General features: G+C 71.5%; 18 protein-coding genes and 1 tRNA gene. 11 read left to right on the top strand and 8 right to left on the bottom strand.

The window, feature by feature from the left end:
- Position 1: 1 nt before the first annotated feature.
- The 3 genes from ABTX62_RS33090 to ABTX62_RS33080 are packed head-to-tail and all read right to left on the bottom strand — an operon-like array spanning position 2 to position 3014.
- Complete coding sequence (locus ABTX62_RS33090; RefSeq protein WP_352119629.1) at positions 2-913, bottom strand: ATP-binding cassette domain-containing protein; 912 nt, start codon at positions 911-913, stop codon at positions 2-4.
- 5 nt (positions 914-918) lie between these two features.
- On the bottom strand, positions 919-1995 hold the full coding sequence (locus ABTX62_RS33085) for an ABC transporter permease (protein ID WP_352119628.1): 1077 nt from the start codon (positions 1993-1995) through the stop codon (positions 919-921).
- Positions 1995-3014: a sugar ABC transporter substrate-binding protein gene (locus ABTX62_RS33080; RefSeq protein WP_352119627.1), complete on the bottom strand. Its 1020-nt coding sequence runs from the start codon at positions 3012-3014 to the stop codon at positions 1995-1997. Before ABTX62_RS33080 ends, ABTX62_RS33085 begins: the two co-directional genes overlap by 1 nt.
- Before the next feature lie 321 nt (positions 3015-3335).
- Between ABTX62_RS33080 and iolC the strand changes: the two genes are divergently transcribed.
- From iolC to ABTX62_RS33050, 6 genes are read left to right on the top strand one after another with little or no spacing between them, the layout of a single operon-like run.
- Positions 3336-4313 carry a 5-dehydro-2-deoxygluconokinase gene (gene iolC, locus ABTX62_RS33075; protein ID WP_352119626.1) on the top strand — a complete coding sequence of 326 codons (978 nt, stop codon included), beginning with the start codon at positions 3336-3338 and terminating at the stop codon, positions 4311-4313.
- Between the two features lie 13 nt (positions 4314-4326).
- On the top strand, positions 4327-5205 hold the full coding sequence (locus ABTX62_RS33070; RefSeq protein WP_352119625.1) for a Cgl0159 family (beta/alpha)8-fold protein: 879 nt from the start codon (positions 4327-4329) through the stop codon (positions 5203-5205).
- A 45-nt stretch (positions 5206-5250) separates the two neighbouring features.
- Complete coding sequence (iolB, locus tag ABTX62_RS33065; protein WP_352119624.1) at positions 5251-6144, top strand: 5-deoxy-glucuronate isomerase; 894 nt, start codon at positions 5251-5253, stop codon at positions 6142-6144.
- The gene (iolD, locus tag ABTX62_RS33060; RefSeq protein ID WP_352119623.1) at positions 6141-8015 is read left to right on the top strand and encodes a 3D-(3,5/4)-trihydroxycyclohexane-1,2-dione acylhydrolase (decyclizing); all 1875 of its coding nucleotides are present in this window, start codon (positions 6141-6143) and stop codon (positions 8013-8015) included. The genes iolB and iolD overlap by 4 nt, the downstream gene beginning before the upstream one ends.
- Positions 8016-8064: 49 nt before the next feature.
- Complete coding sequence (locus ABTX62_RS33055) at positions 8065-9558, top strand: CoA-acylating methylmalonate-semialdehyde dehydrogenase (RefSeq protein ID WP_352119648.1); 1494 nt, start codon at positions 8065-8067, stop codon at positions 9556-9558.
- 21 nt (positions 9559-9579) lie between these two features.
- Positions 9580-10365 (top strand): GntR family transcriptional regulator, encoded by a 786-nt coding sequence (locus tag ABTX62_RS33050; RefSeq protein WP_352119622.1) that lies wholly within the window; start codon positions 9580-9582, stop codon positions 10363-10365.
- Between the two features lie 126 nt (positions 10366-10491).
- Here ABTX62_RS33050 and ABTX62_RS33045 read toward each other — a convergent pair whose 3' ends face one another.
- The 3 genes from ABTX62_RS33045 to ABTX62_RS33035 form a co-directional block, all read right to left on the bottom strand.
- A complete protein-coding gene (locus tag ABTX62_RS33045; RefSeq protein ID WP_352119621.1) occupies positions 10492-11316 on the bottom strand; it encodes a DUF427 domain-containing protein in 825 nt (274 codons plus the stop codon).
- Positions 11317-11372: 56 nt separating this feature from the next.
- Positions 11373-12356 (bottom strand): aldo/keto reductase, encoded by a 984-nt coding sequence (locus ABTX62_RS33040; RefSeq protein ID WP_352119620.1) that lies wholly within the window; start codon positions 12354-12356, stop codon positions 11373-11375.
- Between the two features lie 375 nt (positions 12357-12731).
- On the bottom strand, positions 12732-12881 hold the full coding sequence (locus tag ABTX62_RS33035) for a universal stress protein (protein ID WP_352119619.1): 150 nt from the start codon (positions 12879-12881) through the stop codon (positions 12732-12734).
- A 931-nt stretch (positions 12882-13812) separates the two neighbouring features.
- Between ABTX62_RS33035 and ABTX62_RS33030 the strand changes: the two genes are divergently transcribed.
- From ABTX62_RS33030 to ABTX62_RS33020, 3 genes are all read left to right on the top strand, one after another.
- Entirely contained in the window at positions 13813-14256 is a 444-nt protein-coding gene (locus ABTX62_RS33030) for a hypothetical protein (protein WP_352119618.1), read from the top strand.
- Between the two features lie 380 nt (positions 14257-14636).
- Positions 14637-14963, top strand: coding sequence for a DUF6343 family protein (locus tag ABTX62_RS33025; RefSeq protein WP_352119617.1), 327 nt, complete (start codon positions 14637-14639; stop codon positions 14961-14963).
- A gap of 243 nt (positions 14964-15206) precedes the next feature.
- Positions 15207-15413 carry a hypothetical protein gene (locus ABTX62_RS33020; RefSeq protein ID WP_352119616.1) on the top strand — a complete coding sequence of 69 codons (207 nt, stop codon included), beginning with the start codon at positions 15207-15209 and terminating at the stop codon, positions 15411-15413.
- Positions 15414-15565: 152 nt separating this feature from the next.
- Here ABTX62_RS33020 and ABTX62_RS33015 read toward each other — a convergent pair.
- A tRNA-Pro gene (locus ABTX62_RS33015) sits at positions 15566-15639 on the bottom strand.
- A 98-nt stretch (positions 15640-15737) separates the two neighbouring features.
- On the opposite strand from ABTX62_RS33015, the gene ABTX62_RS33010 reads away from it, so the two are divergent.
- Both ABTX62_RS33010 and cobF read left to right on the top strand, forming a co-directional pair.
- Positions 15738-16277 carry a DUF309 domain-containing protein gene (locus ABTX62_RS33010; protein ID WP_352119615.1) on the top strand — a complete coding sequence of 180 codons (540 nt, stop codon included), beginning with the start codon at positions 15738-15740 and terminating at the stop codon, positions 16275-16277.
- Between the two features lie 99 nt (positions 16278-16376).
- Positions 16377-17147, top strand: coding sequence for a precorrin-6A synthase (deacetylating) (gene cobF / locus ABTX62_RS33005; RefSeq protein WP_352119614.1), 771 nt, complete (start codon positions 16377-16379; stop codon positions 17145-17147).
- 63 nt (positions 17148-17210) lie between these two features.
- Here cobF and ABTX62_RS33000 read toward each other — a convergent pair whose 3' ends face one another.
- Positions 17211-17951 (bottom strand): cobalt-precorrin-6A reductase, encoded by a 741-nt coding sequence (locus ABTX62_RS33000; RefSeq protein ID WP_352119613.1) that lies wholly within the window; start codon positions 17949-17951, stop codon positions 17211-17213.
- Between the last annotated feature and the right edge of the window lie 215 nt (positions 17952-18166).

The following is an 18166-nucleotide window of genomic DNA, read 5'->3' as shown; positions in this document are numbered from 1 at the left end:
GTCAGGACTTTCCTTCCGAAGACGTGGCTACGGGAGCGGTGAGGGTGCGCTCCTCGGGGAGCTCCTCGACGTCGACGCCGCGGACCTGCGCCAACTCGTGCTTGAGGGAGGCCAGTTCGGTGCCGCCGGCCATGTGGTTGGTCAGCTCTTCGAGGCTGACCTCGTCGCGGGAGGCGGACAGTTCCATGGTGCCCAGGCGCAGCACGCTGAAGTGGTCGCCGACCATGTAGGCGTGGTGGGGGTTGTGGGTGATGAAGATGACGCCCAGGCCCTTCTCGCGGGCGGCGGCGATGTACTTCAGCACCACGCCGGACTGCTTGACGCCGAGTGCGGCGGTCGGCTCGTCCAGGATGAGGACGCGGGCGCCGAAGTAGACGGCGCGGGCGATGGCGACGCACTGGCGCTGGCCGCCGGAGAGTGTGCCGATGGGCTGCTCCATGTCGTCCAGGACGATGCCCATGTGGCGCAGTTCCTCGTCCGCGGTCTGCTTCATCCTCTCGATGTCGAGGCGGCGGATCGGCCAGGGGCCCTTGGTCATCTCGGAGCCGAGGAAGAAGTTGCGCCACACCGGCATCAGCGGGACGACCGCGAGGTCCTGGTAGACCGTGGCGATGCCCTTGTCGAGGGCCTCACGCGGGGTGGAGAAGCGCACCGGTTCGCCGTCGACGAGGAACTCGCCCTCGGTGTGCTGGTGCAGACCCGAGATGATCTTGATGAGGGTGGACTTGCCGGCGCCGTTGTCGCCGAGGACGCAGGTCACCTTGCCGGGGTGGACGGCGAGGTCGACGCCGTGCAGGGCGCGGATGTTGCCGTAGGACTTGCCGGCGCCGCGCAGTTCGACGAGGGGACGCTCGTCGGCGGGCGGGGTGTCCTTCAGGACGGCACCGTGAGTGCCGGTTTCTTTGCTGGTCATCGCGGTCACCTCCGGGTCGCCGTGCGCTGGACCCACAGATTGATGAGGACGGCGCCGAGGAGCATCACGCCGAGGAAGGCCTTGAACCAGTCGGGGTTCCAGCCGGCGTAGACGATGCCCTGCTGCACCATGCCGAACATGAAGGCGCCGAAGACCGGACCGATCGCGGAGCCGTGGCCACCGGTGAGCAGACAGCCGCCGATGACGGCCGCGGCGATGTAGATGAGCTCCTGGCCCACGCCCTCGCCGGATTGCACCGTGTTGAAGGAGAACAGCTGGTGCATGCCGACGAACCAGGCGCCGAAGCCGACCAGCATGAACAGCGAGATCTTGGTGAAGGTCACGGGCACACCGACGGCCCGCGCGGAGTGCTTGTTGCCGCCGACGGCGAAGATCCAGTTGCCGTACTTGGTGCGCAGCAGCACCCAGGTGGCGAGGGCGGCGAAGACCAGCCACCACACGACGGTGATCTTGACGTTGACGTCGCCGACGGTGAAGGACGAGGCGAAGAGCTGCTGTGCCTGGGCGAAGCCGTCCATGTCGCTGATGTCGTCGGTGGCGACGTTACCGGTGACCAGCTTGGTCACGGCCAGGTTCACACCCTGGAGGATCAGGAACGTGCCCAGGGTGACCAGGAAGCTCGGCAGGCCGGTCTTGACCAGCAGCCAGCCGTTGAAGGCGCCGATCGCGAGTGAGACGAGCAGGGCGACGACCACGCCGACCCAGACGTTCATGGTCAGCTGGTAGCTGAGCATCGACGCGGTCAGCGCCGAGGTGATCACGGCGACACCGGCGGACAGGTCGAACTCGCCGCCGATCATCAGCAGGGCCACGGGCAGCGCCATGATCCCGATGGTCGACGACTGGTACAGGATGTTGGCCATCGAGCTGCCGTCGCGCACCGGCGGCGCGGCGAACAGGAAGAACACGAGCACGGCGACGGCGCCGAGGAAGACACCGATCTCGGGCCGGGCCAGCAGCCGCAGCGCCAGCGGGCGGTGCCGTGTCCGGCCGTCGGACTGCTTCGGGCCGGGAGCCGGCGGTGTTTCCACCGCCGGCGTGGCCTGCTGGGTCATGCTCATCACCGGGTGCCCTTCGCGGCGAACTCCCCGATCTTGTCGACGTTGGACTTGTCGACGAAGGCCGGGCCGGTCAGCACGGGCTGCTCGCCGCCGCCGCTGTAGTTGCCGTTGTTCTTGTAGAGCCACAGGCCGTCCACGGCCAGGTAACCCTGGAGGTAGGGCTGCTGGTCGACGGCGAACTGGATGTCTCCGGCCTTGACGGACTTGATCAGGTCCTTGTTGAGGTCGAAGGTGGCGATCTTCGCCTTGCTCCCGGCGTCGCCGACCGACTGCACGGCCGTCAGCGCGAAGGGGGCGCCGAGGGTGACGACGTAGTCGATGGACGGGTCCTGCTTGAGCTTGGCGGTGATCGTCGACTTCACGGACGGCATGTCGGTGCCGTTGACGTTCTGGACGTCGAGCTTGCCGTCGAAGGTCTTCTCGACGCCGTCGCAGCGCTGGGTCAGACCGACGTTGCCCTGCTCCTGGATGACGCAGAGGGCGTGCTTGGCGCCGACCTCGTTGAGCTTCTTGCCGAAGGCCTCACCGGCGACGGACTCGTCCTGGCCGAAGAACTCCAGCAGGTTGAGCTTCTTCCAGTCGCTCAGGCCGGAGTTGAGACCGACCACGGGTATGCCGGACTTCTCGGCCTTGCCTATGACGCTCTTGAGGGCGTCCGGCTTGGCGAGGGTGACGGCGATGCCGTCGACCTTCTGGTCGATCGCGTTCTGGACCAGGTTGGCCTGGTTGCCCGCGTTCGGGTCGGCCGAGTAGATGAGCTTGATGTTGTCCTTGGCGGCCGCGGCCTCGGCACCCTTGCGGACGGTGTCCCAGAAGGTGTCGCCGGGCGCCTGGTGCGTGACCAGGGCGACGGTCATGCGCGGGGTGCTGGCCTTGCCGGCGGAGGCGTTCGCGCCGCCTTCCTCGGACTTCTTGCCCCCGGAACTGCTGGAGCAGCCGGCGAGGGTCAGGGCCGCCGCCGCGGCCACGGCGACGACGGGCGCGAACCTACGAGAGCGGGGGTGAGAAGAGCGGTCCATCTTTCCTGGCACCTCACTGTGCTACTGCGGGGGAAAGGAGGGATCACGAAGGGATCCGTGGTCCCGGAGCCTTACGGAGTCCGGATCATGATGCCGCACACCGACGGTTGCGATGGCACGGGATACAAGTCCCTGCCGCGCCCGCTGTCAATACTTTGTTAAGACATCATTTCACGAGCAGGTCCGAATGTAAGTACAAACTATTGACAGCGCCGCCCTCCGAGACCTACACCTGGGAGGCGGCAGGTCCCGTGGATTCACGCCCCCACCGTGTCAGGGCGCCCCACGACCCGCATCCCCAGCTTCCCGAGGAGGTCGCGCATGGCCGAACCAGCCCAGTATTTCGATGTGATCACGATGGGCCGCATCGGGGTCGACCTCTATCCCCTGCAGACCGGCGTCCCCCTGTCCCGAGTGGAGAGGTTCGGGAAGTTCCTCGGAGGTTCGGCGGCCAATGTGGCGGTCGCCGCGGCCCGTCTCGGACACCGCACGGCGGTGATCACGCGCACCGGCGACGACCCCTTCGGCACGTATCTGCACGAGGAGCTGAAGGGCTTCGGCGTCGACGACCGCTGGGTCACCCCGGTCGCCGCGTACCCGACCCCGATCACGTTCTGCGAGATCTTCCCGCCGGACGACTTCCCGCTGTACTTCTACCGCCGCCCCAAGGCCCCCGACCTGGAGATCCACACCGACGAGCTGGACTTCTTCGCGATCCGCGGGGCCCGGATCTTCTGGATCACCGGCACCGGCCTGAGCGAGGAGCCCAGCCGCTCCGCCACGCTCGCCGCCCTCAAGGCCCGCGACAAGGCGGGCATCACCGTCTTCGACCTCGACTGGCGCCCGATGTTCTGGCACGACCCCGAGGAGGCCCGCCCGTACTACCGCGAGGCCCTGCGCCACGCCACGGTCGCGGTCGGCAACCTCGACGAGTGCGAGATCGCCACCGGCGTGCGCGAGCCGCAGGCCTGCGCGGACGCGCTGCTGGAGGCCGGTGTGGAGCTGGCCGTCGTCAAGCAGGGCCCCAAGGGCGTCCTCGCCGTGCACCGCGACGGCACCCGGGCCGAGGTCCCGCCGGTGCCGGTCGAGGTGGTCAATGGCCTGGGCGCGGGCGACGCCTTCGGCGGCTCGCTCTGCCACGGTCTGCTCGCCGGCCGGGACCTGGAGCGGACCATGCGCCACGCCAACGCCGCCGGCGCCCTCGTCGCCGCACGCCTCGCCTGCTCCTCCGCGATGCCCACCGAGTCCGAGGTCGAGGACCTCCTCGCCGGGGTGCCGTCGGCGAGCACGAGCCACTGAAACGGAGCCTTCCTTGAACATCGGCATCCCCGGCCTCGCCACGGTCCGAGCCCGCAACCCCGAGGCCGTCGCGGAGGCGGCGGCCCGCCGGGTGAGGCGCCCGCTGCTCGGTACGAGCGGGCGTCTGATGATCGTGGCCGCCGACCACCCGGCGCGCGGCGCCCTCGGGGTCGGCGACCGGCCCCTGGCCATGGCCAACCGCGCGGACCTGCTGGAGCGGCTGTGCACCGCGCTGTCGAGACCGGGCGTCGACGGGGTGCTCGCCACCGCCGACATCCTGGAGGACCTGCTCCTGCTCGGGGTGCTGGAGAACAAGGTCGTCATGGGCTCGATGAACCGCGGCGGTCTCGCCGGGGCCGCCTTCGAGCTGGACGACCGCTTCACCGGCCACCGCGCCGAGGACATCGCCCGGCTCCGCTTCGACGCGGGCAAGCTGCTGGTCCGCATCGACTACGACGACCCGGGCTCGCTGACCACCCTGGAGTCCACCGCGCGGGCGATCGACGCCATGGCCGCCCACCGGCTGCCCCTGTTCGTCGAGCCGTTCCTGTCCCGCCGGGTCGGCGGCGGGGTCCGCAACGACCTGTCCGCCCAGGCCGTCACCAAGTCGATCGCGATCGCCTCCGGCCTGGGCGGCACCTCCGCCTACACCTGGCTGAAACTGCCCGTCACCGACGACCCCGACGACATGGCCGAGGTCCTCGAGACCTCCACCCTGCCCGTGGTCCTGCTCGGCGGCGAGGTCGGCGACGACCAGGAGGGTGCCTACGAACGCTGGCGCAAGGCCCTGCGGCTGCCCACCGTCCAGGGCATGGTCGTCGGGAGGTCTCTGCTCTACCCGGCCGGGGGCAGCGTTGAAGAAGCGGTGGACACGGCCGTCGGTCTGCTGTGAACCGGTCAGTTGTGAATCGCTCCGCTGTGATCCGAAAGGCACACGATGACGTATCACCTTCCCGCGGGTAAGGCCCTCGGCGGCCCCTACACCGTCGACATCACTCCCGAGAAGGCCGGCTGGGGGCATTCCAGCCTGCGGATCCTGGAGCTGCCGCCGGGCGGCGCGCACTCCTTCGACACCGGCGACAGCGAGTGGATCGTCGTCCCCCTGAGCGGCGGCTGCACGGTCACCGCGGCGGACGCCTTCGGCCAGGACGCCTTCGAGCTCCAGGGCCGGGCCGACGTGTTCAGCGGCGTCAGCGACTTCGCGTACGTCCCGCGCGACGCGCGCGCGAACGTGGCGTCCACCGGCGGCGGCCGGTTCGCGCTGACCGGCGCCCGCTGCACCCGCCGGCTGCCCGCCCGCTACGGCCCGGCCTCCGAGGTGCCCGTGGAACTGCGGGGCACCGGGAACTGCTCCCGGCAGGTCAACAACTTCGGCGCGGCCGGGGTGTTCGAGTGCGACAAGCTCATCGCGGTCGAGGTGATCACCCCGGGCGGCAACTGGTCGTCGTTCCCACCGCACAAGCACGACGAGCACCGGCCCGGCGAGGAGTCCGTGCTGGAGGAAATCTACTACTTCGAGTTCGCCGGCCACGACGGTGTCCCCGGACTCGGCTACCAGCGCGTCTCGCCCTCCGGCCCGGGCCGGGACACCGACGTCCTGGCCGAGGTCCGCGACGGCGACGTCGTCCTGATCCCGGACGGCTGGCACGGGCCGTCGATGGCCACGCCCGGCCACCACATGTACTACCTCAACGTCATGGCGGGCCCGGAGGCCGAGCGCGCCTGGCTGATCTGCGACCACCCCGACCACGCCTGGGTCCGCGACACCTGGCCGGACCAGCCGGTCGACCCCCGGCTCCCCCTCTACACCGCCCCGGAGACCTCCCGATGAGCGCCCGCACCCGCCGACTGACGACCGCCCAGGCCCTGGTGCGGTTCCTGTCCGCCCAGTACACCGAGCGGGACGGCGTGCGCCACCGGCTGATCGCCGGGACCTGGGGCATCTTCGGCCACGGCAACGTCGCCGGGGTCGGCCAGGCGCTCCTGGAGGCGGGTGAGGACGCCATGCCGTTCCACCAGGGCCGCAACGAGCAGTCCATGGTGCACGCGGCCGTCGGTTACGCCCGGCAGCTCAACCGCCTCTCCGCGCAGGCGGTGACGACCTCGATCGGTCCGGGTGCCACCAACCTGGTCACCGGCGCCGCCCTGGCGACGATCAACCGCCTTCCGGTGCTGCTCCTGCCCGGCGACTACTTCGCCTCGCACGCCCCCGACCCGCTGCTCCAGCAACTGGAGCATCCCGTCGAGGCCGACGTGTCGGTCAACGACACGCTGCGCCCGGTGTCGCGGTACTTCGACCGCGTCACCCGCCCGGAGGTGCTGATCCCCTCGGCGCTCCAGGCGATGCGGGTGCTGGCCGACCCGGCCGAGACCGGTGCCGTCACCCTCGCCCTGCCCCAGGACGTGCAGGCCGAGGCGTACGACTGGCCGGAGGAGTTCTTCGCCGAGCGCGTCTGGTACGTGCGGCGCCCCGCGCCCGACCCGGTGGAACTGGCGGCGGCCGTCGAGGCGATCCGCTCGGCCGAGCGGCCGCTGGTCGTGGCGGGCGGCGGCGTCCACCACAGCGAGGGGGAGGCGGCGCTCAAGGCGTTCGCGGAGGCCACCGGCATCCCGGTCGCCTCCACCCAGGCCGGCAAGGGCTCCCTGCGCCACGACCACCCCCAGGACGTCGGCGGCATCGGCCACACCGGCACGGCGACGGCGGACGAACTGGCCCGCACCGCCGACCTGGTGATCGGTGTCGGTACGCGTTACACGGACTTCACCACCGCCTCCGGCACGCTCTTCCGGAACCCGGACGTACGGTTCCTCAACCTCAACATCACCGCCTTCGACGCGCACAAGCTGGCCGCGCGGACGCTGGTGTGCGACGCGCGGACCGGTCTCGAGAAGCTGTCCGAAGGGCTGGCCGGGCACCACGTGACCGAGGCGTACGAGGCCGAGTACCGCGCCGGCAAGGAGCGCTGGGACGAGGTCGTTCAGACCGCCTACCGCGCCGCCGACGAGAACGCGGTCCCGACCCAGACGCAGGTCCTCGGCGCGCTGGACGCGGCCGTCGGCGACGAGGACGTGGTCATCAACGCGGCCGGCTCGCTCCCCGGCGACCTGCACAAGCTGTGGCGCTCGCGCAGCCCGCGCCAGTACCACCTGGAGTACGGCTACTCCTGCATGGGATACGAGATCCCGGCCGGCATCGGCGTCCAGCAGGCCGCCCCCGGCACGCCGGTGTGGGCGCTGGTCGGCGACGGCACCTACCTGATGATGCCGACGGAGATCGTCACCGCCGTCCAGGAGCGCCTGCCGGTCAACATCGTCCTCCTCCAGAACCACGGCTACGCCTCCATCGGGGGCCTGTCCGAGGAGACCGGCGGTGAGCGCTTCGGCACCGCCTACCGCTTCCGGGCCGCCGACGGCACCTTCACCGGCGCCCCGCTCCCCGTCGACCTCGCCGCCAACGCCGCCAGCCTCGGCATGGACGTGCTGCGCGCCAAGACCGTGCGCGAGCTGCGCGAGGCCCTGGCCGTGGCCCGCGCCTCCGACCGGCCGACGTGCGTGTACGTCGAAACCGACCCGGCACCGACCGCTCCCCCGGCCGAGGCCTGGTGGGACGTGCCGGTGGCCGAGACCGCCACCCGCGAGGCGGCCGTCGAGGCACGCGAGCGCTACGACCGCCGGGCGGCCGGGCGCCGCCGCCACCTCTGATCCTCCCGCCGCCGCTGAAACCGTGCTCCATGAAAGGCCCTTGCGCACCATGAAGACCATCACCCACTGGATCGACGGCAAGCCCGTCGAGGGCACCTCCGGCCGGTTCGGCCCCGTCTACAACCCGGCGACCGGCGCCCAGGAGAAGCAGGTCGCGTTCGCGTCCGTCGACGAGGTGGACGCCGCGGTCGCCTCCGCCAGGGCCGCCTTCGAGAGCTGGGGTCAGTCCTCCCTCGCCAAGCGCACGGCGATCCTGTTCAAGTACCGCGAGCTGCTGGACGCCCACCGCGACGAGATCGCCGAGCTGATCACGGCCGAACACGGCAAGGTGCACTCCGACGCGCTCGGCGAGGTCGCGCGCGGCATGGAGATCGTGGAGCTCGCCTGCGGGATCTCCGTCCAACTCAAGGGCGAGCTGTCCACCCAGGTCTCCACCCGGGTCGACGTCGCCTCGATCCGCCAGCCGCTGGGCGTGGTCGCGGGCATCACTCCGTTCAACTTCCCGGCGATGGTGCCGATGTGGATGTTCCCCCTCGCCATCGCCTGCGGCAACACCTTCGTGCTGAAGCCGTCGGAGAAGGACCCGTCGGCCTCCTTCCGCCTGGCCGAGCTGGCCACCGAGGCGGGTCTGCCGGAGGGCGTCCTGAACATCGTGCAGGGCGACAAGACGGCCGTGGACCGCATCCTGGAGCACCCGGACGTCGAGGCGGTCTCGTTCGTCGGCTCGACGCCGATCGCCAAGTACATCCAGCTGAAGGCCGTCGAGCACGGCAAGCGGGTGCAGGCGCTCGGTGGCGCCAAGAACCACATGCTGGTGCTGCCCGACGCCGACCTGGAACTCGCCGCCGACCAGGCGATCAACGCCGCGTACGGCTCGGCGGGCGAGCGCTGCATGGCCGTGTCGGTGGTCGTCGCCGTCGGCGACATCGGTGACGAACTGGTCGGCAAGATCGCCGAGCGTGCGAAGAACCTGCGGATCGGTCCGGGCGACGACCCGGCGTCCGAGATGGGCCCGCTGATCACCCGCGAGCACCGCGACAAGGTGGCGTCGTACGTGGCGTCGGCCGCCGAGCAGGGCGCCGAGGTCGTCGTCGACGGCACGGGCTTCTCGGTGGAGGGCCACGAGAACGGCTTCTTCCTCGGTGTCTCCCTGCTGGACCGGGTGCCGCTGACGGCGGACGCCTACCGGGACGAGATCTTCGGCCCGGTGCTGGCGGTCGTACGGGCGGAGACGTACGAGGAGGCCATCCAGCTGATCAACTCCTCCCGCTGGGGCAACGGCACGGCGATCTTCACCCGTGACGGCGGCGCGGCCCGCCGCTTCCAGCTGGAGGTGAAGGCGGGCATGGTCGGCGTCAACGTGCCGATCCCGGTCCCCGTCGGCTACCACTCCTTCGGCGGCTGGAAGGACTCCCTCTTCGGCGACCTGCACGTCTACGGCAACGACGGCATCGCCTTCTACACCCAGGGCAAGGTCATCACCACGCGCTGGCCGGACCCGTCCGACGGAGGCATCAACCTCGGATTCCCGAGCAACTCCTGACACCGGAAGGGGGATTCCTCCATGGCGAAGCGCGGTGAGCGGGCCCGCGGCACGGCGGGCTCCGCGCTCGGCTCGCTGGACTTCGCCCTGGACCGGGGCAGTCCCGTGCCGCTCTACCACCAGCTCGCACTGCAGTTGGAGGCGGCGATCGAGCACGGCGTCCTCTCCCCGGGGAACCTCCTGGGCAACGAGGTCGACCTGTCCGTGCGCCTCGGCTTGTCCCGCCCCACCGTCCGCCAGGCCATCCAGTCCCTCGTCGACAAGGGACTGCTGGTCCGGCGGCGCGGGGTGGGCACGCAGGTGGTGCACAGCCAGGTCAGGCGCCCCCTGGAACTGAGCAGCCTCTACGACGACCTGGAGGAGGCCGGTCAGGCACCGACCACCGAGGTCGTCCGCCACGAGGTCGTCCCGGCCTCCTGCGACGTGGCCGCCGCCCTGGGGGTGCCGGAGGGCGGCGAGGTGACCGTCCTGGGCCGGGTGCGCCGCACACACGGCCGTCCGCTGGCCCTGCTGTGCAACTACGTCCCGGTGTCCCTGCTGGATCTGGACAGCGCGCGCCTGGCGGCGACAGGCTTGTACCGGATCATGCGCTCAGCGGGCATCACGCTGCACAGCGCCCACCAGACGGTCGGCGCCCGCGCGGCCACGGCACAGGAGGCGGCCCGCCTGGACGAGCGGGAGGGCGCGGCGCTGCTCACCATGCAGCGCACGGCGTACGACGACACGGGGCGCCCGGTCGAGTACGGGACGCACGTCTACCGGGCTTCGCGCTATTCGTTCGACTTCCAGTTGCTGGTCCGGCCTTGACCGGGCCCGGCAGCCGGGTCCGAACCGGGACCGAACTGCCGACCCCCCGCAAGACTGCGGTGTCGCTCGCCGAGCGGGGCGGCCCGCAGGGCCTCGCAGCCGGGACGGGCGCCCTGCTCGACGGCTTCACGAGCGGCTCCCCTTCCGCAGCGTCCGGCTGAACGGCGTGTCCGGGCGCTCCAGGCGCTCGCCGTCCAGGGTGATGTCGACGACCTCGTTGAAGAAGGCGACGCGCCCCCGCACCGCCTGCACCGCGGGCAGCGGCTCCGGGTAGCTCCAGAGGATGTTGGGCGGTACGTCACCCTCGCCGCCCCAGGACCAGTACGCGGCGGTGCCTTTGTAGGGGCAACCGGTGTGGTGGTCGGTCGCGTCGAACAGGTCGAGCCGGACGTCCTCACGGGGGAGGTAGTACCGCGTGGGCAGGCCGGTCTCGAAGAGCAGGACGGGGGTGCGGCTGTCCGCGACGAGCCGCCCCTCGATCTCGACCCGCACATGGCGGCTGCTGGGCAGCGCGTCGACGCGTTTGTGCGGGTCACGGGGGTGGATGAAGATCTCCTCGTCCTCCTCGTACCAGTGGTCGAGACCCGTGTCGGTGCGCAGGAACCACTCGAAGGCGATGTGGCCGGCCAGGTCGTCGGCGGGGAACGTCCAGGCCGCGTTCGCGCGCACCTCACCGTCGGCGTCGAGGTCGTAGAAGGTCTTGGAGCCGGTGTGGCTGCCGGTGGGCGGGCTCTTCGCCGGGCGGAGGAGGTCGGTGCGGACGTCCTCGCGCGGGAAGGCGTACTGCGGGACGGGCAGACGGGGCTCCCAGACGAGCACCGGGTGCCGGCTGTCGACGACGGTGACGTCGCCCTTGCGGCCGCGCACCCAGCGCTCGCTGGGTTCCCACAGGAGGCCTTCGGGGGTGGTCCTGATCGAGCGGGCGGTGGGGTGGGCCGGGTGGGTGGTCATGGCCGGTGCTCCCTCCGGAGGTCCGGGTGCCGGTTCCCCTCCACGGTCCCACGGTCTCAGTGCGCCGCGTCCAGCCGGGCGCGCTGCTCCGGGGTCAGTTCCAGGTCCACCGCCGCCAGGTTCTCCTCCAGCTGGGCCACCGACGAGACCCCGGTCAGCGGCAGGACGGGAGGTTCGCCGCCGATCTGCCAGGCGAGCACGACCTGGTTGACGCTCGCACCGGTCTCCCGGGCCACATCGCGCAGTGCGGCCAGCCGGGCCGGGGTGCCGGGGTGGTCGAAGTCGGCGGGCAGCCGCTCCGGGCGGACGTAGGCGCCCTTCAGCAGCGGCGAGTACGCGACGAGGGTCAGGCCCGGCTCGGCCCTCAGGTAGCCGAGCAGGTCGGGACCGGCGTGACCGAGGCTGCCGTCCGGGAAGAGCGCGTCGGGGACGTCGGTGCGGGGGCGCAGATGGGTGTGCGCGTACTGGAGGACCTCGTAACCGGGCAGTCCGGCCGCGGCGGCGAGGGCACGGGCCCGCTCGACGCGCCAGACGGCGTGGTTGCTCACGCCGAGCAGTCCGACGGTGCCCTCGGCCACCAGGGCCCCGAAGGCCTCGACGGTCTCCTGGAGCGGGACGGTGCGGTCCTCGATGTGTGCGTACAGCACGTCCAGTTTCGCCAGGCCGAGCCGTTCGCGGCTGCGTTCGGCGGACTCGCGGATCACCTTCGCGGACAGGCCCTCGGGATTGTCGGTGTAACCGGTGCCGGGGGCCAGGGGGCGGGCGCCGAGCTTGGTCGCGATGACGATCTCGTCGCCGACGCCCCGACTGCGCCGCCAGCGGCCGAGCAGTTCCTCGCTCTGGCCGCCCTGGCCTCCGTCCGTCCAGAAGGCGTAGTTGTCGGAGGTGTCGACGAAGTTCCCGCCGGCTTCGACGTAGCGGTCGAGCACGGCGAAGGACGTCGCCTCGTCCGTCACCGAGCCGAACAGCATCGCGCCGAGCGCGAGGACGCTCACCTCACGGCGGGTCGTGGGATCCGTGCCGATCGTGCGGTACTTCATGGGTTTCGCTCCCTCCCGCGTGCTCCGGCTTTCGGGCACGCAGGGGAGTCTGCGGCTTGGAGCGCTCTCGAGGTCAAGGGCCCGAAGAACGGTTGCCTGGCGACGGCACCGTCCGTCGCCTCGACCAGCACCCGCGAGCCGCCGGTGGTGATCACGCCCGGCCCTCTCCCCGGCTCCGCCGGCCCGTCGCGAGCACCCGCCGGGCCGGGCCGCCCGGCTAACGCCACTCACCTTCGGTCAGCGGTTCTGTGGGGTGCTTCTCGCGCGGCACGTGCGGCGGCACGGCTTGGCCTCGGCAGTGGCGTACCGGGCCCGCGGGCCTGGCGACCGCACTGCGCCGCTGCTCAACCAAGTCGTTGTGGAAGGCCCCGGCTGTCATGGCTGGATGCCGTGGACGGTGTGGACCACCCTCAGTGTGCCGCCGCGGGACTCGGCCTCGGCGGCGGCCCAGTCCGCGGCGAGCCAGCTGTGCGACGTGTCGTCGAGACCGACAAGCACCGTGCCGGTGCGGCCGTCATGCGTCACCGTGCCTCCCATGGACGTTTGGCGGCTTTGGAGCCGTGCGCCGACGCCGTCAGCTCACAGCTCAGTGACCGTGCAGAGCCTCCAGAGACCGCATGGTGTGAACTCCCTTCGACGTCGCTGCGTTCGAGGAGGCCGAGGAGTCGTCCCTCTGGGTCGGTGTCCGGGCCGGTATGCGCCATGCGGTCCAGTAGCCGCTTCCCCGAGTAGTGGCAGCAGCGCCCGGGTACCCAGGAGTGTCCCGCTCCTACACAACGGCGCACCGGGCTCGGCGCCGAGAGGCGATATCTCCACGGCGTCGACGACTCCCGTCCCCGGCGCCGGTTTCACCGCGGTCGACCCATCGCAGGGTCAGTCACGCGGCTTCCTCGTCGACAAGGGCGTCCAGTCGCCGCCTGGCACCGGCCAGGGAGCGTCGGCAGCTGCGGTGGCGGAATCCCCAGCATCCTCGTACGCCTCACGTGCCGCCTCGGGGGTACTCGTGCACGGCGTTGACCGGAGGTCTGCGTTCCGTGTACGGCTTGAGGGAGGGAGTGGATGCGGTGGCCGGCTGCGGCCCTCGGGCGATGGTCGGGACGCGCTCCCGGGCGCTCCCGGGCCCTCCTGGGCGCTCCGGCGTGCGTGCTCGCTTGCTTGCCGCCACTGCGGCGCAGGAGTCGCGTGTGCTGGTGACGCGGGTGGACGGCACGCTCACGCCGGTCCTCTCGGACCACCGTGAGGAGGGGCTGCGTACCGCGGAACGCGACGGCTACGCGGCGTATGTGGTGGAGATCGACATGCCGGGCGGGCTGCTCGTGCCCACCAGAGAAGTCGTGCTGGACGGAACTCCACCTTCATCTTCCCGCTGCCCATGGAGGTGCTGCGCCTCGTCGACATGCTCCGCCCCTCCGACAACACCCCTGTCACCACGACGAAGTCTCCGTGACCACGCCCCGTGGGTGTCCTCGCGCGCAACACCGAGGTGATCGACATGAGCTCCGCGATGAACGAAAGGCACGCGTTCGCTCGGATCGAACGAGGTCTCGCCCGTGAAGATCCCGAACTGGCACGGCGCATCAACGCCATCAACAGCCAGTTCACCGGCCTGATGGATGAACGGGTCACGGCCCAAGCCGAGGAGCGGCTCACACAGGACGACCTGGCCGCCGATCAGGGCGCCGAAGAGCACCTCGCCGAACAGTCCGAAAGCGGCGGACACAAGCGCTCACGGCCTGGCGTGATCGTCCTGGTGCTTGTCGCTGTCGCCGTCCTCGGACTGCTGCTCACAGCGATCCTGTCGGCACCCGGCGGCAGACAGGAGCCGTCGCAGCCACACGGGCTGGCTCCCCCTGCGGCCTCTGAGGCTCTCGAAGAGCGATCTTCACCAGGCATGCGGTAGCCGTCCGCCGTGGAGCGGACATGACTGACACCGCGCCCGTCATCGTCGGGGTCGGCGATGCCGACGACCGGGAAGCCCTGGTACGGTGCGCCGCCCGTCAGGCCGCGCTGCACGCAAAGCCCCTGGGTGTGGCCCACGCCGTCCAACGACCCAGTCCCCTCGGAAACGCGACGGGAAAGGACGCCGAAGCACGGGCGGCAGTGCAGCGGGGCGCGGCCCTGGTGGATCGATTCGAGCGGTTGCCCGGTCCGCGTGTCCCGAGATCAGCGTCGTCGGAGAGCTCCCACCGGCCCGTTCGGGCCGACACCTCCCGACTGCCACGCGAGAAGGCCGACATGGCCCCTGCACATCTGAGCCGATCACAAAGAAAGGGCGGACCCATGGCCACGCGCAAACCTGTGCCGCGATCGCGTTCCGGCTTCATCGGCCGCCGCTGGGAGCGTACGGGCACCGAGCCTCTCACGGCCCGCAGTGCTCTGGGACTGCGGCTGTTGCTGTCCGCCCTCTTCACGCCGCTCTTCGTGGCGGCGGCGGTGCTGTTCGCCGCGTGGTCAGCGCGCTCCGGGCCGGGCAGCAGCCCGACGTCCTCTCAATGGGCGGGTCTTGCCGGACTGTGCGCCGCACTCGCCGTGTTCTCCGCGACGGACCTGATCATCATCCTCCGCCGCCGACGCAGGGAACGTCCTGCCCGCCGTAGTGCCCGGTGACAGCCCGGCCGACGCGGAGCCCGTGAGGGCGCCACCGGAAGAGGTACGCGGCACAAGGACAGAGGAACACCAGGTGCCGGAACCCTCGGCGCCAGGAAGGAGACGACGGTGATGATCTCCGAGTCGGTCATGATCCCCGCCGACGGTGCGACGCTCGCGGGCATTTCCTGACGCCGGATCCCGCACGGGCAGTGGTGCTGTTCGCACGGCATCGGAAGCTCCCGGCACAGCCCACTCAACCGCATGGTCGCCGCCGAGCTGCACGCTGCCGGGCTGGGCACGCTGCTGATGGACCTGCTCACCGAGCGCGGGGAGCGGCACGATGTCGTCACGGCCGAGCACCGCTTCGACATCCCGTTGCTGGGACGGCGCCTGGTGGTCGCGAGCGGTACCCGCACCCCGACACCTTCAAGATCACGGCCGCCGGGGCGGCGCTCTCCGCACACCTGAGCGTGCCGCGCGCACCACGCTCACTGCCGAGCCCGATCGTCGTGACCCGCCGACCCCGATCAAGGACGCCGGTCCCCATGTGGTGCCCGAGAATGATCAAGGGCCGGTTTCGGATGCCTCCGAAACCGGCCCTGACCTGCGACCGTCTCCGGTCGGGACGACAGGATTTGAACCTGCGACCCCTTGACCCCCAGTCAAGTGCGCTACCAAGCTGCGCCACGTCCCGGTGCGCGCCACCCGCGGTGAACCGCGTGATCGCGCGAACAGCACTTTACCCCACACCCCCGACCGCGCCGAAAGCGGGCCGGGCGGGACAATCGGCGTATGGGCAGCACGGGAGAGACTCACTCGGACCGGACGGGCGGCGCACGGGACCGCGACAGTGAGGGGCGGGCGCGCAACGCCCGGCCCCGGGACGGTCTCGGGCGGCCCCTGCCGTACGGCACCGACGGTGTGCCCCGGCAGCCCGAGGGCGTCGTCCGGGCCCCGGAAGAGACCGTTGTCGAGGCGCAGCGGCTGCTGGACGAGGGCAAGCCGTTCCACGCGCACGAGGTCTTCGAGGACGCGTGGAAGTCGGGGCCGGACGAGGAGCGCGAGCTGTGGCGCGGCCTCGCCCAGCTCGCCGTGGGGCTCACGCACGCCGCCCGCGGCAACCTGACCGGCGGGGCCCGGCTGCTCCGGCGCGGGGCGGGCGCGGCCGAGGCGTGGACGGCCGGCTCCGGGCAGGCGCTGCCGCACGGGATCGACGTGGAGAGCGTGGCCGCGTGGGCACGGGAGCTGGCGGGAGACGTGGAGCGCACCGGCCGCCCGGTGGACGCGGCCGTCCGGGCACCCCGGCTGCGGGGCGCGGCGGCCGGTCGCTGACTGCGACGGCGGCGGCACCCGCCACCCCTCGACGGCCGGCACCGGCCCCGGCCCCACCGCGGTGCACCCGCCGTCACCCCCGTGCGGCACACTCGGGGCGTGCGAAAGATTCATGTCATCGGTATCGGAGCGGGCGACCCCGACCAGCTCACCCTCCAGGCCGTCAAGGCGCTGCGGAGCACGGACGTGTTCTTCATCCTGGAGAAGGGTGAGGTGAAGGCGGATCTCACCGGACTGCGCCGGGAGATGCTCGACGCGCACGTGCCGCGGGGCGGCTACCGCGTCGTCGAGGCGCGCGACCCGGAGCGGGACCGGAGCGCCGGCGGCGCGGCGTACTCCCCGGCCGTCGGGGACTGGCGCAGCGCCCGCGCCGACATCTACGAGCGGCTGATCGCCGAGGAACTCGGCGAGGAGCAGACCGGCGCATTCCTGGTGTGGGGCGATCCGTCGCTGTACGACAGCACGCTGGGGATCCTGGAGGAGGTGCTGGCGCGGGGCGCCGTGGCCTTCGCGTACGACGTCGTGCCCGGCATCAGCAGTGTCTCGGCGCTGGTCGCCCGGCACCGGACAGGGCTCAATCGCGTCGCCCGGCCGGTGCAGATCACCACCGGCCGACGGCTCGCGGAGGGGTTCCCGGAGGGTGTGGACGACGTGGTGGTGATGCTCGACGCCCACCAGACCTTCCAGCGGTACGCGCACGAGCAGGTCGACATCTACTGGGGGGCCTACATCGGCACCCCCGACGAGATCCTCGTCTCCGGCCCGATCGCCGAGGCCGCCCCCCGCATCGAGCGGTTGCGGGCCGAGGCCCGCGAGCGCAAGGGCTGGATCATGGACACGTATCTGCTGCGCCGGCACCCCCGTGACTGACGTGACGGGCGGGCACATCAGCGAGGATCCACGCGGACGTTCCCTCACGGCCGTCTCGGCGCCTCAGGACAGCCCCAGCCGTTGAAGCACCCCCTCCACATCGGGTACGGCCGTCACACCGTCCGGCAGCGGCGGCCGCCGTACGACCACGACCGGCAGTGCGAGGTCCCGGGCCGCCGTCAGCTTGGCCGCCGTCGACGTGCCCCCGCTGTCCTTGGTCACCAGGACCTCGACGCGGTGCTCGCGCAGCAGGGCCGTCTCGCCGGGGACGGTGAAGGGGCCGCGCGCGAGGAGCACGTGGGTGTCGGGCGGCATCGGCGGCCCGGGGGGATCCACCGACCGTACGACGAAGTGGATTCCCGTCAGGTGGGCGAAGGAGGCCAGGCCGAGCCGCCCGGTGGTGAGGAGCGCCCGGCGACCGAGACGCGGAAGCAGGTCCGCGGCCGCGTCCAGTGAGGGGACCGGGTGCCACTGGTCCCCGGGACCGGGCCGCCACCCGGGCCGGCGGAGCACCACGGCGGGGAGACCGGTCTCGGCCGCCGCGCGGGCCGCGTTGGCCGTGATCGACTCGGCGAAGGGGTGCGTGGCGTCGACGAGCGCGTCCACGCCCTCCTCCCGCAGCCATCCGGCGAGTCCCCGGGCCCCGCCGAAGCCCCCGACGCGCACCCGTCCGTCCAGTGCGCCCGGTTCGGCGACCCGTCCGGCGAGGGACGTCGTGACGCGAACGCCGGGGCGGGTGGCCAGCGCGGCGGCCAGGGCGCGGGCCTCGGCCGTGCCGCCGAGGATCAGAACGTGAGGGGACACGGCGTCGAGCCTACGAGGTGGCGACCGGCCGTCGGCGGGACGTGTGCCGACCGGCCGCCGGCAGGACGGGGTGCCAACCGGCCGCCGACAGGACGGGTGCCAACCGGCCGCCGACAGGACGGGTGCCAACCGGCCGCCGACAGGACGGGTGCCAACCGGCCGCCGACAGGACGGGTGCCAACCGGCCGCCGACAGGACGGGTCCCAACCGGCCGC

Origin of the sequence: Streptomyces sp. NPDC096046 (genome assembly GCF_040303285.1) — a bacterium.
GTDB lineage: Bacteria > Actinomycetota > Actinomycetes > Streptomycetales > Streptomycetaceae > Streptomyces.
Note: the sequence above shows the minus strand (reverse complement) of the source record. Positions and strands in the feature narration are given on the sequence as shown.

Bases quoted from the DNA above. Each gene is read 5' to 3' on its own strand.
- ABTX62_RS33090 (WP_352119629.1), bottom strand. From the start codon at position 913: ATGACCAGCAAAGAAACCGGCACTCACGGTGCCGTCCTGAAGGACACC.
- ABTX62_RS33085 (WP_352119628.1), bottom strand. From the start codon at position 1,995: ATGAGCATGACCCAGCAGGCCACGCCGGCGGTGGAAACACCGCCGGCT.
- ABTX62_RS33080 (WP_352119627.1), bottom strand. From the start codon at position 3,014: ATGGACCGCTCTTCTCACCCCCGCTCTCGTAGGTTCGCGCCCGTCGTC.
- iolC (WP_352119626.1), top strand. From the start codon at position 3,336: ATGGCCGAACCAGCCCAGTATTTCGATGTGATCACGATGGGCCGCATC.
- iolB (WP_352119624.1), top strand. From the start codon at position 5,251: ATGACGTATCACCTTCCCGCGGGTAAGGCCCTCGGCGGCCCCTACACC.
- iolD (WP_352119623.1), top strand. From the start codon at position 6,141: ATGAGCGCCCGCACCCGCCGACTGACGACCGCCCAGGCCCTGGTGCGG.
- ABTX62_RS33055 (WP_352119648.1), top strand. From the start codon at position 8,065: ATGAAGACCATCACCCACTGGATCGACGGCAAGCCCGTCGAGGGCACC.
- ABTX62_RS33050 (WP_352119622.1), top strand. From the start codon at position 9,580: ATGGCGAAGCGCGGTGAGCGGGCCCGCGGCACGGCGGGCTCCGCGCTC.
- ABTX62_RS33045 (WP_352119621.1), bottom strand. From the start codon at position 11,316: ATGACCACCCACCCGGCCCACCCCACCGCCCGCTCGATCAGGACCACC.
- ABTX62_RS33040 (WP_352119620.1), bottom strand. From the start codon at position 12,356: ATGAAGTACCGCACGATCGGCACGGATCCCACGACCCGCCGTGAGGTG.
- ABTX62_RS33025 (WP_352119617.1), top strand. From the start codon at position 14,637: ATGGCCACGCGCAAACCTGTGCCGCGATCGCGTTCCGGCTTCATCGGC.
- ABTX62_RS33020 (WP_352119616.1), top strand. From the start codon at position 15,207: ATGGTCGCCGCCGAGCTGCACGCTGCCGGGCTGGGCACGCTGCTGATG.
- ABTX62_RS33010 (WP_352119615.1), top strand. From the start codon at position 15,738: ATGGGCAGCACGGGAGAGACTCACTCGGACCGGACGGGCGGCGCACGG.